Consider the following 14295-nt stretch of genomic DNA (forward strand, 5'->3'; position numbering starts at 1 on the left):
GAGCGTAAAAAAGCCGGGCGCCGCCGTTGGCGCCCGGCAGGAATGTATCAGTCGCGCGGGCCGCCGGGGGCGATCACTTCGCGCGAGCCGTTGCTGTTCATCGGGGTGACCACACCGGCCATCTCCATCGCCTCGATCATGCGCGCGGCGCGGTTGTAGCCGATCTTCAGTTTGCGCTGCACTGCGGAAATCGATGCCCGGCGGCTTTCCAGCACGAACTGCACGGCTTCATCGTACAGGGCGTCGGCTTCCGGGTCGTCGCCATCGCCGCCACCGCCGCTGCCACCGTCGAAGCCGCTACCGGCTTCCTCGACACCGTTGAGGATATCGTCGTTGTAGTCCGGCGCACCGCGCAATTTCCAAGCTTCCACCACACGGTGCACCTCGTCGTCGGAAACGAACGCGCCATGCACGCGGATCGGCAGGCTGGTGCCGGGCGGCATGTAGAGCATGTCGCCGTGGCCGAGCAACTGCTCGGCGCCACCCTGGTCGATGATGGTCCGCGAGTCGATCTTGCTGGACACCTGGAACGCCATGCGGGTCGGGATGTTGGCCTTGATCAGGCCGGTGATCACGTCCACCGACGGGCGCTGGGTGGCGAGGATCAGGTGGATGCCCGCAGCCCGCGCCTTCTGGGCGATACGGGCGATCAGCTCTTCGACCTTCTTGCCGACGATCATCATCATGTCGGCGAATTCGTCGACGATCACCACGATGGTCGGCAGGGTCTTCAGCGCTGGCGGCTCGTCGTCCATGCTCTCGCGGCGATACAACGGGTCATGGATGATCTCGCCGGCTTCCTGGGCGTCCTTGATCTTGCGGTTGAAGCCGGCCAGGTTGCGCACACCCATGGCCGCCATCAGCTTGTAGCGCCGCTCCATCTCGGCCACGCTCCAGCGCAAGGCGTTGGCGGCGTCCTTCATGTCGGTGACCACCGGGCAGAGCAGGTGCGGGATGCCTTCGTAGATCGACAGTTCGAGCATCTTCGGGTCGATCATGATCAGCCGTGCGTCTTCCGGGCCGGACTTGAACAGGATCGACAGGATCATCGCGTTGACGCCTACCGACTTACCGGAGCCGGTGGTACCGGCCACCAGCAAGTGGGGCATCTTGGCCAGGTCGGTGATCACCGGCTTGCCGCCGATGTCGTGGCCCAGAGCCAGCGCGACCGGCGACTTGGCATCGTCGTACTGCGCCGACGACAGCACCTCGGAGAAACGCACCATCTGGCGGTTCTCGTTGGGGATCTCGATGCCCACGGTGGTCTTGCCGGGGATCACTTCGACCACGCGCACGCTGGTTACCGCCAGGGAGCGCGCCAGGTCCTTGGCCAGGTTGGCGATGCGGCTGACCTTCACGCCTGCGGCGGGCTGGATTTCGTAGCGGGTGATCACCGGGCCCGGGTGGATCGAGTCCACCGCCACTTCGACGCCGAATTCCTTGAGCTTGATTTCCAGCAGGTGGCCGACACCGGCCAGGGACTCGGGCGAGTACTCGATCTTCTTCTGCTCGGCCGGGTCGAGGATGGAAATGGACGGCAAGGTGCCTTCCACGGCGCTGTCGACGAACAACGGCGCCTGTTTCTCCTTCATGACCCGCTTGCTCGGTTCCGGCGCCTTGACCGGCGCCGGCATGATCACCGGGGCCGGCTGCGCCTCGCGCTGCACGACATGCTTGGTCAGGGCCTCGTCGCGCTCGATGATCCGCTCGCGGGCCTTGACCTGCTCGCGCTTGTCGACCACTACCGGCGCCACCACTTCGTCGATCTGGTCGTCCACCTCACGCAACTGCGCCACCAGGCGCTTGCGTTCGTTGCGCGCCTCCCACCAGCGGTTGGCCGCGCCCTGCACCAGTTCGAACAGGTCTAGGGTGATCTTGCCGGTAAGGTCCATCACCTTGAACCACGACAGGTCGGTGAACACGGTCAGGCCGAACAGGAACAATGCGATGAACATCAGCGTGCTGCCCTGCACGTTGAGCAGGTTGCGCGCCAAGTCGCCAAGGCTCTCGCCCAAGGCGCCGCCAGCGGAGAACGGCAGGGTCGCTGGCGGATGGAAATGAATGTGCGCCAGGGCCGCGCCGGAAAGCACCAGGAACACCAGGCCGATCAGCCGCCAGGAAAACAGCCAACCGCTCCACTGCCAGGGCTGGTGGCGTTCGCGGAAGATCTGCCAGGTCTTGATCGCCAGCAGCAGAGGGAAGATGTAGGCGAAATAGCCAAGCACCATGAACAGGATGTCGGCGAAATAGGCGCCGGCGCGACCGGCGGCGTTCTGCACCTGGTCGATATTGCTGGTGTGGCTGAAGCTGGGGTCTTCCTTGTCGTAGGTCAGCAGCGCCATCCACAGGTACAGGCACAGCGCACCGACGGCGATCAGCGCGCCTTCCTTGAGGCGGTAATGCAGTTGCTGGCGCCACAATGGCACCGGCAAGGGGCTCGGGGTTGCGGTGGATTTCTTCAAAACGCGTCTATTCCTGCGCTCGCTGCGCGTTAAATAGTGTTCGGGCACTCGATGGCCGACAAGCCACTACTTTTAACATTACTGCCCGCCAGCCGCCATGGCGGCACGCCGCATGGGGCGTGAACGGAGGGCCGATTTCCATGGGTGCAATTTGAGCATGCATTTTGTTCTGTGACAAAGGCTTATGCTGTATTTTTGCACAGGTATGACAGCAACGACGCCGGTTGGTGCCGAAGGTTTCATGAACACCGCGAATAACGAAGGGCGACACCATGCCTGTGGGAGCGAGCCAACTCCGCGATGAGGCACGCCCGACACGCCAATACCGCCGAACATTGACCTGCCACCCCCATCGCGCCATGCTGCCCCCACTCCCCTCCCCCACCACCGAACGATCATGCTCACCTGGCTGACCCGCGACTCCCTGACCTTCCCACCCCTGGAAAAAGCCCTGCACGAGCCCAACGGCCTGCTCGCCGCCGGCGGCGACCTGAGCCCCGAACGCCTGGTCAGGGCGTACCGCCATGGCTGCTTCCCTTGGTACCAGGATGGCCAACCGATTCTCTGGTGGTCGCCCGACCCACGCACCGTGCTGTTCCCCGACGAACTGCACGTTTCGCGCTCGCTGGCCAAGGTGATCCGCCAGGGGCGCTTCCAGGTGAGCTTCGACACCGACTTCCCCGCGGTGATCGCCGCCTGCGCCGCGCCCCGCGACTACGCCGACGGCACCTGGATCACCGATACCCTGCGCGCCGCCTACTGCCAACTGCACCAGCTCGGCATCGCCCATTCGGTGGAAGTGCGCGAGAGCGGCGAACTGGTCGGCGGACTCTACGGCCTGGCCATGGGCCGGTTGTTCTTTGGCGAATCCATGTTCAGCCGCGCCGACAACGCCTCCAAGGTCGGTTTCGCCACCCTGGTCGAGCACCTGAAGCAAGCCGGTTTCGTGCTGATCGACTGCCAGATGCCGACACAGCACCTGCACAGTTTCGGCGCCCGCGCCATCGGTCGCCGGCAGTTCGCCGACTACCTGGCACGCTACCTGGACCAACCCTGCGACGTGGCCTGGGTTCGCTAGGCGAGTTCCCTGAGCTGGCTTACACTTAAGGCAAAGTCTCACCGAAGGGGTTGATCATGACAGAGCTGGCGCGCTTGAAGTTCTATGCCACTCAACCCCACTCCTGCAGCTACCTGCCGCAGGAGCAGGCCACCACGCTGTTTCTCGACCCCAGCCAGCCGATGGACGTGCACGTTTATGCCGACCTTTCGGAAATGGGCTTTCGCCGCAGCGGAGACCACCTGTACCGCCCACACTGCCAGAACTGCAATGCCTGCGTGCCGGCGCGCATCCCTGCCGCACGCTTTCTTCCCAACCGCCAGCAGCGGCGCATCCTCAAGCGCAACGCCGACCTGACCGTGACCGCCGCGCGCCCGGCATTCACGGAAGAGTACTTCGACCTGTACCGGCGCTACATCGAACAGCGCCATGCCGATGGCGACATGTACCCGCCAAGCCGCGACCAGTTTTCCACCTTCCTGGTGCGCGACCTGCCGTTCTGCTGGTTCTACGAGTTCCGCCAGGAAGGCCGCCTGCTGGCGGTGGCAGTGTGCGACCTGCTGCCCAATGGCCTGTCAGCGGTCTACACCTTCTACGAGCCCGATGAAGAGCGCCGCAGCCTGGGCCGCTACGCCATCCTCTGGCAGATCACCGAAGCCCTGCGGCAGAACCTTGACGCGGTCTACCTCGGTTACTGGATCAAGAACTGCAAGAAGATGAACTACAAGACCCAGTACCGCCCCATCGAATTGCTGATCAACCAGCGCTGGGTCACCCTCAATTGAAAGCATTGGCTTGAAACACAGTTTTCGGGCATAATCCACGCCACTTTTTTTGCCCGGTGCAGTCGTGCGTCGGGCCATCACTGGATACCGAGGGCTTTACTGCATGTCGAAAGAAGACAGCTTCGAAATGGAAGGCACTGTCGTCGACACCCTGCCCAACACCATGTTCCGCGTGGAGTTGGAAAACGGGCACGTCGTTACCGCGCACATCTCCGGCAAGATGCGCAAGAACTACATCCGTATTCTCACTGGCGACAAGGTCCGCGTTGAACTGACGCCATACGACCTGAGCAAGGGCCGCATCACCTACCGTGCGCGCTAAGCTCCAGCCATGAAAAAGCCCGGCCAATGCGCCGGGCTTTTTTGTGGGTTTTTGAAAGCATCGCGGGGCAAGCCGGATCGCCGCACCGGCTTGCCCCGCGACAGGGCCGCAACGCGACCCCATTCTCTTACGCCACTTCGGCCGTGGTCTCGAAATCGAACACCAGCTCGCCATCGCGCAGGTCGATATGCACCACGCCGCCATGCTCGGACAGCTCGCCGAACAGGATCTCCTCGGCCAACGGCCGCTTGATCTTGTCCTGGATCAGCCGCGCCATCGGCCGCGCGCCCATCTGCACATCGTAGCCCGAGGCCGCCAGCCAACCGCGCGCGGCATCGCTGACTTCCAGCAACACGCGCTTGTCTTCCAGTTGCGCCTGCAGTTCGATGAGGAACTTGTCGACGATGCTCTTGATCGTCTCGTGGCTCAGGCGGCCGAACTGGATGATGGTGTCCAGACGGTTGCGGAACTCCGGCGTGAAGCTCTTGCGAATAACCTCCATGGCGTCGGAAGTGTGGTCCTGCTGGGTGAAACCGATCGAGGCCCGCGCGGCGGTCTCGGCACCGGCGTTGGTGGTCATGATCAGGATCACGTTGCGGAAGTCCGCCTTGCGCCCGTTATTGTCGGTCAGGGTGCCGTGGTCCATCACCTGCAGCAGCAGGTTGAAGACTTCCGGGTGGGCCTTCTCGATTTCATCGAGCAGCAGCACGCAGTGAGGTTGCTTGGTGATCGCCTCGGTCAACAGGCCGCCCTGGTCGAAACCGACATAGCCGGGTGGCGCACCGATCAAACGCGAGACGGTGTGCCGCTCCATGTACTCGGACATGTCGAAGCGCACCAGCTCGACACCCAGCGCCTTGGCCAGTTGCCGTGCCGCCTCGGTCTTGCCCACGCCGGTAGGGCCGGCGAAGAGGAACGAGCCGACCGGCTTGTCCGGCGACTTCAGCCCGGCGCGCGACAGCTTGATCGCGGTGGCCAACGAGTCGATCGCCGCATCCTGACCGAACACGGTCAGCTTCAGGTCACGCTCCAAGTTGCGCAGCAGCTCCTTATCGGAACTGGTGACGTGTTTTGGCGGGATCCGCGCGATCTTGGCGACGATATCCTCGACCTGCGGCACGTCGATGCGCTTGACCCGACTGCTTTCGGGCTGCAGGCGCTGGTAGGCGCCGGCTTCATCGATCACGTCGATGGCCTTGTCGGGCATGTGCCGATCGTTGATGTAGCGGGCGGCCAGCTCGGCAGCGGCACGCAGCGCCTCATCGCTGTACTCGATGTTGTGGTGCGATTCGAAGCGCCCCTTCAGGCCACGCAGGATGCCCACGGTGTCCTCGACCGACGGCTCGGTGACGTCGACCTTCTGGAAGCGCCGCGCCAAGGCGCGATCCTTCTCGAAGATGCCGCGAAATTCCTGGAAGGTGGTCGAGCCGATGCAACGGATGTCCCCGGACGACAGCAGCGGCTTGAGCAGGTTGGAGGCGTCCATCACCCCCCCGGACGCCGCGCCGGCACCAATGATGGTGTGGATCTCATCGATGAACAGGATCGCCTGCGGGCGTTTTTTCAGCTCGCCGAGCAACGCCTTGAAACGCTTCTCGAAATCGCCGCGGTACTTGGTACCAGCCAGCAGCGCACCAAGGTCGAGCGAGTAGACGACGCTTTGCGCCAGCAGGTCCGGGACCTGGCCGTCGACGATGCGCTTGGCAAGGCCCTCGGCGATGGCGGTCTTGCCGACACCGGCCTCGCCGACCAGCAGCGGGTTGTTCTTGCGCCGGCGCGCGAGGATCTGCGCAACGCGCTCGACCTCTTGCTCACGCCCCACCAGCGGGTCGATGCGCCCGGCCCGCGCCAGTTCGTTGAGGTTGCTGGCATAGGCGTCCAGCGGGTTGCTCGACGAAGACGACTCACCGCCCTCCTCGTCCTGCATGTCCTGGTCGTTTTCGGTGTGCGGGCCATGGCCCGGCACCTTGGAGATCCCGTGGGCGATGTAGTTGACCACGTCGATGCGGGCCACGCTCTGCTGCTTGAGCAGGAACACGGCCTGGCTTTCCTGCTCGCTGAAGATCGCCACCAGCACGTTGGCGCCGGTCACTTCACGCTTGCCGGAACTCTGCACATGGAACACGGCGCGCTGCAGCACGCGCTGGAAACCCAGGGTCGGCTGGGTCTCGCGGTCCTCGTCATGCACGGGGATCAACGGGGTGGTGGAATCGATGAACTCCTGCAGGTCGTGCTTGAGCTTGTCGAGATTGGCGCCACAGGCGCGCAGAACGGTCGCGGCAGCCTCATTGTCAAGGAGTGCCAGCAGCAGGTGCTCGACGGTCATGAACTCATGACGCTTCGAGCGGGCTTCCTTGAAGGCAAGATTGAGGGTGACTTCGAGCTCGCGGTTTAACATAGCTTCACCTCATACCCAAGTGGTCGGCGATTAACCGTCCTTCTCGATTTCACAGAGTAGCGGATGCTGGCTTTCACGGGCGTATTGGTTGACCTGCATGGCCTTGGTCTCGGCGATGTCACGGGTAAACAATCCGCACACTGCCCGCCCCTCGGTATGGACGGTCAGCATGATCTTGGTCGCCAGCTCGCGGTTCAAATTGAAGAACGTCTCGAGCACTTCGACGACGAAATCCATCGGTGTGTAGTCATCGTTGAACAAAACCACCTTATACATCGGTGGAGCCTGCAGGATCGGCTTGGCTTCCTGCACCGCCAGACCTGCGCCGTCGTCCTGATCGGACTGCGGGCTATCCTGATTGAATGTTAGACGAATCTGCCTGAGTGCATGCATGGAAAGAATTTCATCATATCGACAGGTTAAGGTTGTGGATTGACCGCGAGGTCCTGATCGGCGCGGCCGCCGCCTGACCTTGACTATCGGCAAAACGGTGTTACAACCAATAAGAACCCACCGTGGTCGATAAAGATCCGCGCAGTCAACCAGATTTTTCGCATGGTTCGTATGCGGATGAAGTGGATGATACTCCAGTGATGGAGTCCTTTGCAGAGGGACATAGGGATGGCGAGCGGTAAAGTCAAGTGGTTCAACAATGCCAAGGGCTATGGGTTCATCAACGAAGACGGTAAGGACGAGGATCTGTTCGCCCATTATTCGACCATCCAGATGGACGGATACAAGACCTTGAAGGCTGGCCAACAGGTGACCTTCGATATCGTCCAGGGCCCCAAGGGCAAGCACGCCGTGAATATCGCGCCGCCTGGCGCCAGCGCAATCGAGTCCAAAGCCCCCGCTGCGGCCAGCACCGCCCAGGCTTGACCGACCACCGGCAACAATGAAACCGGCCAACCCTTTGCAGGGCTGGCCGGTTTTGCTTTGCCTCACATGTGCTTGATCATTTCATCGCCAAAGCCCGAACTACCCACCAGCTTGGCGCCCTCCATCAGCCGCTCGAAGTCGTAGGTGACGGTCTTGGCGGCGATGGCGCCGTTGGTGCCCTTGATGATCAGGTCGGCGGCCTCGGTCCAGCCCATGTGCCGCAGCATCATCTCGGCCGAGAGGATCACCGACCCCGGGTTGACCTTGTCCTGCCCGGCGTACTTCGGCGCGGTGCCGTGGGTGGCCTCGAACATCGCCACGGTATCCGACAGGTTGGCGCCCGGCGCGATACCGATGCCACCGACCTCCGCCGCCAGGGCATCGGAGAGATAGTCGCCATTGAGGTTGAGGGTGGCGATCACGTCATATTCGGCCGGGCGCAGCAGGATCTGCTGGAGCATGGCGTCGGCGATGGCGTCCTTGACGACGACCTCGCGGCCGGTCCTCGGGTTCTTGAACGTCATCCAAGGGCCACCATCGAGCAACTGGGCGCCGAACTCATCGCGCGCCACCTCGTAGCCCCAGTCCTTGAAAGCACCCTCGGTGAATTTCATGATGTTGCCCTTGTGCACCAGGGTCAGCGACTCGCGGTCGTTGTCCACCACGTACTGCAGGGCCTTGCGCACCAGGCGTTTGGTGCCCTCGCGGGAAACCGGCTTGACGCCGATGCCGCAGTCCTGGTCGAAGCGGATCTTGGTGACGCCCATTTCCTCCTTGAGGAACTTGATCACCTTGTTCGCCTCGGGCGAACCGGCCTTCCACTCGATGCCGGCGTAGATGTCCTCGGAGTTCTCGCGGAAGATCACCATGTCGACATCGCCAGGCTTCTTCACCGGGCTCGGCACGCCTTGGAACCACAGCACCGGGCGCAGGCACACGTACAGGTCCAACTGCTGGCGCAGGGCCACGTTGAGCGAACGGATACCGCCGCCGACCGGCGTGGTCAGCGGGCCCTTGATCGACACCACATAGTCGCGCACCGCATCCAGGGTTTCCTGGGGCAACCAGGTGTCCTGGTCATAGACCTGGGTGGCCTTTTCACCCGCGTACACCTCCATCCAGGCGATCTTGCGCTTGCCGCCATAGGCCTTCTGCACCGCGGCGTCGACCACTTTGATCATCACCGGCGAAACATCCACGCCGATGCCGTCGCCTTCGATGTAGGGAATGATCGGGTTGTCGGGAACGTTGAGCGAATGGTCTGCATTGACGGTGATCTTGGCGCCTTCCGTCGGAACCTTGATTTTCTGGTATCCCATGCTTGCACTACTCCGCTGTCGGGTGTGATTGGACATCGTGCGATCCACTGAGCCTAAACCACATCCGCCGACCTGCAAGCCAAGCGGGCGTCGCGCCTCCCGGCCTGCGGCATCACGCCACATTGCCCGTACATCTTTGGTCTTATAAAGGCGCCGATATCACTTGGCCTTGCTGATTAGCCCAAAGGGTTTGATATACTCCGGCGCTGACCGCAGGGTCATCGGGGCGAACCCTTGGAAAACGCGGCTCGCCCTCGGCCAACGAATGGCCAAGAAGCCTGGGTTGTTACCGCAGCTCAGCAATTTGACGCTCGACTGATGCATCCACCATCACCGCTCGCAGCCTCTCGACCATCCGCTCATGGCGTCGCCAGGGCGAAGCGCCTACCCTGCGCACCTCGAGACTCGAGTACGCTCAGCACATAGAGAGTTAACCCGCATGCCCACCCGTTCCAAGATCATCTATACCTTCACCGACGAAGCCCCCGCCCTCGCCACCTACTCACTGCTGCCGATCATCGAAGCGTTCACCGCAAGCGCCGACATCGCCGTTGAAACCCGCGACATCTCCCTGGCCGGTCGTATCCTCGCGGCATTCCCGGAGCAACTGGGCGCCGAGAAGCAGGTAGGCGATCACCTGGCGGAACTGGGCCAGCTGGCCACCACGCCGGAAGCCAACATCATCAAGCTGCCGAACATCTCGGCGTCGGTCCCGCAGCTGAAGGCGGCGATCAAGGAACTGCAGGCCAAGGGTTTCAACATCCCTGACTACGCCGACGAGCCGGCCAGCGCCGAAGAGAAAGAATCCCGCGCGCGCTATGACCGCATCAAGGGCAGCGCCGTGAACCCGGTGCTGCGCGAAGGCAACTCCGACCGCCGCGCCCCGCTGTCGGTCAAGAACTACGCGCGCAAGCACCCGCACAAGATGGGCGCCTGGGCCGCAGACTCCAAGTCGCACGTGGCCCACATGACCCAGGGCGACTTCTACGGCAGCGAGAAGGCCGCGCTGATCGAGGCTGACGACAGCCTGCGCATCGAACTGGTCGAGAAGAACGGCACCACCACCGTCCTGAAAGAAAAGACCGCCGTCAAGGCCGCCGAAGTCATCGACTGCGCCACCCTGAGCCGCAAGGCCCTGAAAGCCTTCATCGCCGAGCAGATCGCCGATGCCAAGGCCTCGGGCGTGCTGCTGTCGGTGCACCTGAAAGCCACCATGATGAAGGTCTCCGACCCGATCATGTTCGGCGTCATCGTCGAGGAATTCTACGGCGAAGTCCTGGCCAAGCACGCGACCGCCCTGGCCGAAGTAGGCTTCAACGCCAACAACGGCATCGGCGACCTGTACGCCCGCATCAAGGACCTGCCAAGCGACAAGCAGGCCGAGATCGAAGCCGACATCCAGGCCCTGTACGCCGAGCGTCCGGCCCTGGCCATGGTCAACTCCGACAAGGGCATCACCAACCTGCACGTGCCGAGCGACGTGATCGTCGACGCCTCGATGCCGGCGATGATCCGTGACTCGGGCAAGATGTGGAACACCGCGGGCGAGCTGCAAGACGCCAAGGCGATCATCCCCGACCGCTGCTACGCCGGCATCTACCAGGCCACCATCGAAGACTGCAAGCAGCACGGCGCCTTCGACCCAACCACCATGGGCAGCGTGCCGAACGTCGGCCTGATGGCGCAGAAGGCCGAAGAATACGGCTCCCACGACAAGACCTTCCAGGTCAAGGCCGACGGCGTCGTGCGCGTGGTCGATGGCAAGGGCAACGTCGTGCTGGAGCAGCACGTCGAAGCGGGTGACATCTTCCGCATGTGCCAGACCAAGGACGCGCCGATCCAGGACTGGGTCAAGCTGGCCGTCAACCGCGCCCGCCTGAGCAACACCCCGGCGGTGTTCTGGCTGGACCCGGCCCGTGCCCACGACGGCGTGATGATCGAGAAGGTACAGACCTACCTGAAGGATCACGACACCACTGGCCTGGACATCCGCGTCCTGGCCCCGGTCGACGCCATCAAGTTCTCCCTGGCCCGCATCCGCGAAGGCAAGGACACCATCTCGGTGACCGGCAACGTGCTGCGCGACTACCTGACCGACCTGTTCCCGATCATGGAACTGGGCACCAGCGCCAAGATGCTGTCGATCGTCCCGCTGATGAACGGCGGTGGCCTGTTCGAGACCGGCGCCGGCGGTTCGGCACCGAAGCACGTGCAGCAGTTGGTCGAAGAGAACTTCCTGCGCTGGGACTCGCTGGGTGAATTCCTGGCCCTGGCCGCTTCCCTGGAGCACCTGGGCGAGACCTACGACAACCCGCGCGCCAAGGTCCTGGCCAACACCCTGGACCAGGCCACCGGCAAGTTCCTCGACACCAACAAGTCGCCTTCGCGCAAGGTCGGCGGCATCGACAACCGCGGCAGCCACTTCTACCTGACCCTGTACTGGGCCCAGGCCCTGGCCGCCCAGAGCGACGACGCCGCCCTGCAAGCGCGCTTCGCCCCGCTGGCCAAGACCCTGACCGAGAACGAAGCGACCATCGTCGCCGAGCTCAACGCCGTCCAGGGCAAGCCGGCCGACATCGGTGGCTACTACGCCCCGGATGCCGAGCTGACCGCCAAGGTGATGCGCCCAAGCCAGACCCTGAACAGCGCGATCGCCGCCCTGTAAGGTTCGCTTGACGTAACAGCACAAACCCCGGCCACGCACCGGGGTTTGTGTTTTTCAGAGCCTGCCCTCCCTGCAGGAGCGGGCCGCTTCATGGAGAGGTTCATGACCTGGCAACCGCACATCACCGTCGCCACCATCGTCGAACAGGATGGCCGCTTCCTCTTCGTCGAAGAGTTCAAGGCCGGCCAGCACGTCTTCAACCAACCCGCCGGCCACCTGGAGGCCAACGAGACGCTGCTCCAGGCCGCCCTGCGCGAAACACTCGAGGAAACCGCCTGGGAAGTCGAGCTCACCGGCGTGGTCGGCATCTACCTGTACACCGCCCCCAGCAACGGCGTGACCTACCAGCGCATCTGCTTCGCCGCCCGCCCCCTGCGCCACCACCCCGAGCGCGCGCTGGACAGCGACATCACCCGCGCCGTGTGGCTGACCCGCGACGAACTGCTGGCCGACCCCGCGCGCTGGCGCAGCGAACTGGTGCCACGCTGTCTCGACGACTACCTCAACGGCCCGTTGCACAGCCTGGCCCTGCTGCGCGACTGACGCGCGGCCAGCGTCCTGATAGAATCGGAATTTTTCCCCCAGATCTCCATCGGTAGCCATGACCAGCCCAGTACTCAAAGACCCCGCCAAGACCCGCGTCATCGTCGGCATGTCCGGCGGCGTGGACTCTTCCGTCTCCGCCCTCCTGCTCCTGGAGCAGGGCTACCAGGTGGAAGGGCTGTTCATGAAGAACTGGGAAGAAGACGACGGCACCGAATACTGCACCGCCCGCGAAGACCTGGCCGACGCCCAGGCCGTGTGCGACCGCATCGGCATCAAGCTGCACACCGCCAACTTCGCGGCCGAGTACTGGGACAACGTGTTCGAGCACTTCCTCGAGGAATACAAGGCCGGCCGCACGCCGAACCCGGACATCCTCTGCAACCGCGAAATCAAGTTCAAGGCGTTCCTCGACTACGCCCTGTCGCTGGGCGCCGACCTGATCGCCACCGGCCACTACGTGCGCCGCCGCGACACCGGCGACCTCACCGAACTGCTCAAGGGCCTGGACCCGAACAAGGACCAGAGCTACTTCCTGCACGCCGTGGGCGGCGCGGAAATCGCCCGCACCCTGTTCCCGGTCGGCGAACTGGAAAAGCCCGAGGTGCGCGCCATCGCTGAGAAACACGGCCTGGCCACCGCCAAGAAGAAGGACTCCACCGGCATCTGCTTCATCGGCGAACGTCGCTTCAGCGACTTCCTCAAGCAGTACCTGCCGGCCCAGCCGGGCGAGATCCAGACCACCGACGGTGAAGTGATCGGCCAGCACCACGGCCTGATGTACCACACCATCGGCCAGCGCCAGGGCCTGGGCATCGGCGGCCTGAAAGACGCCGGCGACGAGCCGTGGTACGTACTGGAGAAAGACCTGTCGCGCAACGTGCTGGTGGTCGGCCAAGGCAACGAGCACCCTTGGTTGTTCTCCCGTGCGCTGCTGGCCTCGGAAATCTACTGGGTCAACCCGGTCGACCTGTCCACGCCGCGCCGCCTCAGCGCCAAGGTGCGCTATCGCCAGGGCGACCAGGCCTGCACCCTGGAGCGCAGCGCCGACGGCTACCGCGCCGTGTTCGACGAACCGCAGCGCGCCGTGACCCCGGGCCAGTCGGTGGTGTTCTATGACGGCGAGGTGTGCCTGGGCGGCGGCGTGATCGAGACCGCCGAGCCCTGGAGCCCGCGCGCATGAGCAACCTCAACGAACAACTGGTCGCCCTGGGCGGTGTGTTCCAGGCCGCCGTGCTGGTAGACCGCATCGCCCGCACCGGCCAGGCCAGCGAGGCCAACATCGGTTGCATGCTCGGCAGCCTGCTGGTGCGCGACCCCAAGGACACCCTGGAGGTGTTCGGCGGTGACGACCTCAACCTGCGCGACGGCTACCGCGCGCTGGTTGGCGCCCTGGAGCGCGACCCCAGCAGCCTGCAACGCGAGCCGCTGCGCTACGCCCTGTCGATGCTGGGCCTGGAGCGCCAGTTGGCCAAGCGTGGCGACATGCTCGACACCATTGGCAAGCGCTTGCCGCAGATCCAGTCCCAGGCCGAGCATTTCGGCCTGGTTCACGAAAACGTCATCGCTTCCAGCGGAGCCTTGTACCAGGACACCCTGAGCACCCTGCGCCAGCGCATCCAGGTGCATGGCGACATGCGCTTCCTGCAGCAGGCCAGCAACGCGTCGAAGATCCGCGCCCTGCTGCTGGCCGGCATCCGCGCCGCGCGCCTGTGGCGCCAGCTGGGCGGACACCGCTGGCAGCTGGTATTCAGCCGCCGCAAGCTGCTCAACGAACTGTACGACATGATGCGCGCGCCCTCCTGAGCGCGCGCCACACCCCCTGTGGGAGCGGGCTCGCCCCGCGTTGCGCCGGTGAATCCAAC

At 63.8% G+C, this 14295-nt stretch carries 12 protein-coding genes; 8 read left to right on the forward strand and 4 right to left on the reverse strand.

Going from position 1 to position 14295, the window contains the following annotated elements; genetic code table 11:
• Positions 1-47: 47 nt before the first annotated feature.
• Entirely contained in the window at positions 48-2510 is a 2463-nt protein-coding gene (locus P0Y43_RS16760; protein ID WP_430540253.1) for a DNA translocase FtsK, read from the reverse strand.
• Positions 2511-2859: 349 nt separating this feature from the next.
• Here P0Y43_RS16760 and aat point away from each other — a divergent pair, with 349 nt between their 5' ends.
• From aat to infA, 3 genes are all read left to right on the forward strand, one after another.
• Positions 2860-3540 carry a leucyl/phenylalanyl-tRNA--protein transferase gene (gene aat / locus P0Y43_RS16765; protein WP_275638389.1) on the forward strand — a complete coding sequence of 227 codons (681 nt, stop codon included), beginning with the start codon at positions 2860-2862 and terminating at the stop codon, positions 3538-3540.
• A 56-nt stretch (positions 3541-3596) separates the two neighbouring features.
• Complete coding sequence (locus P0Y43_RS16770) at positions 3597-4304, forward strand: arginyltransferase (protein WP_275638390.1); 708 nt, start codon at positions 3597-3599, stop codon at positions 4302-4304.
• A 103-nt stretch (positions 4305-4407) separates the two neighbouring features.
• Positions 4408-4626 carry a translation initiation factor IF-1 gene (gene infA / locus P0Y43_RS16775; protein WP_002553999.1) on the forward strand — a complete coding sequence of 73 codons (219 nt, stop codon included), beginning with the start codon at positions 4408-4410 and terminating at the stop codon, positions 4624-4626.
• Positions 4627-4753: 127 nt separating this feature from the next.
• Here the strand turns inward: infA and clpA are convergent, their stop codons facing one another.
• Together clpA and clpS are read right to left on the reverse strand one after the other, a co-directional pair.
• On the reverse strand, positions 4754-7024 hold the full coding sequence (gene clpA / locus P0Y43_RS16780) for an ATP-dependent Clp protease ATP-binding subunit ClpA (protein WP_275638391.1): 2271 nt from the start codon (positions 7022-7024) through the stop codon (positions 4754-4756).
• Between the two features lie 30 nt (positions 7025-7054).
• Positions 7055-7417: an ATP-dependent Clp protease adapter ClpS gene (gene clpS / locus P0Y43_RS16785; protein WP_275638392.1), complete on the reverse strand. Its 363-nt coding sequence runs from the start codon at positions 7415-7417 to the stop codon at positions 7055-7057.
• 228 nt (positions 7418-7645) lie between these two features.
• Here clpS and cspD point away from each other — a divergent pair, with 228 nt between their 5' ends.
• Complete coding sequence (cspD, locus tag P0Y43_RS16790; RefSeq protein WP_275638393.1) at positions 7646-7903, forward strand: cold shock domain-containing protein CspD; 258 nt, start codon at positions 7646-7648, stop codon at positions 7901-7903.
• A 62-nt stretch (positions 7904-7965) separates the two neighbouring features.
• Here the strand turns inward: cspD and icd are convergent, their stop codons facing one another.
• Positions 7966-9222: an NADP-dependent isocitrate dehydrogenase gene (gene icd / locus P0Y43_RS16795; RefSeq protein ID WP_275638394.1), complete on the reverse strand. Its 1257-nt coding sequence runs from the start codon at positions 9220-9222 to the stop codon at positions 7966-7968.
• 439 nt (positions 9223-9661) lie between these two features.
• On the opposite strand from icd, the gene P0Y43_RS16800 reads away from it, so the two are divergent.
• The 4 genes from P0Y43_RS16800 (at position 9662) to hflD (ending at position 14236) form a co-directional block, all read left to right on the forward strand.
• Positions 9662-11887, forward strand: a complete 2226-nt coding sequence (locus P0Y43_RS16800; protein WP_275638395.1) for an NADP-dependent isocitrate dehydrogenase — start codon at positions 9662-9664, stop codon at positions 11885-11887.
• Positions 11888-11989: 102 nt separating this feature from the next.
• Positions 11990-12430, forward strand: coding sequence for an NUDIX hydrolase (locus P0Y43_RS16805; RefSeq protein ID WP_275638396.1), 441 nt, complete (start codon positions 11990-11992; stop codon positions 12428-12430).
• Between the two features lie 58 nt (positions 12431-12488).
• Entirely contained in the window at positions 12489-13613 is a 1125-nt protein-coding gene (mnmA, locus tag P0Y43_RS16810; protein ID WP_275638397.1) for a tRNA 2-thiouridine(34) synthase MnmA, read from the forward strand.
• On the forward strand, positions 13610-14236 hold the full coding sequence (gene hflD / locus P0Y43_RS16815) for a high frequency lysogenization protein HflD (RefSeq protein WP_275638398.1): 627 nt from the start codon (positions 13610-13612) through the stop codon (positions 14234-14236). Before mnmA ends, hflD begins: the two co-directional genes overlap by 4 nt.
• Positions 14237-14295 lie beyond the last annotated feature (59 nt).

It is taken from the genome of Pseudomonas entomophila, assembly GCF_029193575.1.
GTDB classification, from domain to species: Bacteria; Pseudomonadota; Gammaproteobacteria; order Pseudomonadales; family Pseudomonadaceae; genus Aquipseudomonas; species Aquipseudomonas entomophila_G.

What these genes read in the sequence shown, in the direction of transcription:
- cspD (WP_275638393.1), top strand. Translation starts at nt 7,646, where the DNA reads ATGGCGAGCGGTAAAGTCAAGTGGTTCAACAATGCCAAGGGCTATGGG.
- clpA (WP_275638391.1), bottom strand. Translation starts at nt 7,024, where the DNA reads ATGTTAAACCGCGAGCTCGAAGTCACCCTCAATCTTGCCTTCAAGGAA.
- hflD (WP_275638398.1), top strand. Translation starts at nt 13,610, where the DNA reads ATGAGCAACCTCAACGAACAACTGGTCGCCCTGGGCGGTGTGTTCCAG.
- mnmA (WP_275638397.1), top strand. Translation starts at nt 12,489, where the DNA reads ATGACCAGCCCAGTACTCAAAGACCCCGCCAAGACCCGCGTCATCGTC.
- icd (WP_275638394.1), bottom strand. Translation starts at nt 9,222, where the DNA reads ATGGGATACCAGAAAATCAAGGTTCCGACGGAAGGCGCCAAGATCACC.
- P0Y43_RS16805 (WP_275638396.1), top strand. Translation starts at nt 11,990, where the DNA reads ATGACCTGGCAACCGCACATCACCGTCGCCACCATCGTCGAACAGGAT.
- aat (WP_275638389.1), top strand. Translation starts at nt 2,860, where the DNA reads ATGCTCACCTGGCTGACCCGCGACTCCCTGACCTTCCCACCCCTGGAA.
- clpS (WP_275638392.1), bottom strand. Translation starts at nt 7,417, where the DNA reads ATGCATGCACTCAGGCAGATTCGTCTAACATTCAATCAGGATAGCCCG.
- infA (WP_002553999.1), top strand. Translation starts at nt 4,408, where the DNA reads ATGTCGAAAGAAGACAGCTTCGAAATGGAAGGCACTGTCGTCGACACC.
- P0Y43_RS16770 (WP_275638390.1), top strand. Translation starts at nt 3,597, where the DNA reads ATGACAGAGCTGGCGCGCTTGAAGTTCTATGCCACTCAACCCCACTCC.
- P0Y43_RS16800 (WP_275638395.1), top strand. Translation starts at nt 9,662, where the DNA reads ATGCCCACCCGTTCCAAGATCATCTATACCTTCACCGACGAAGCCCCC.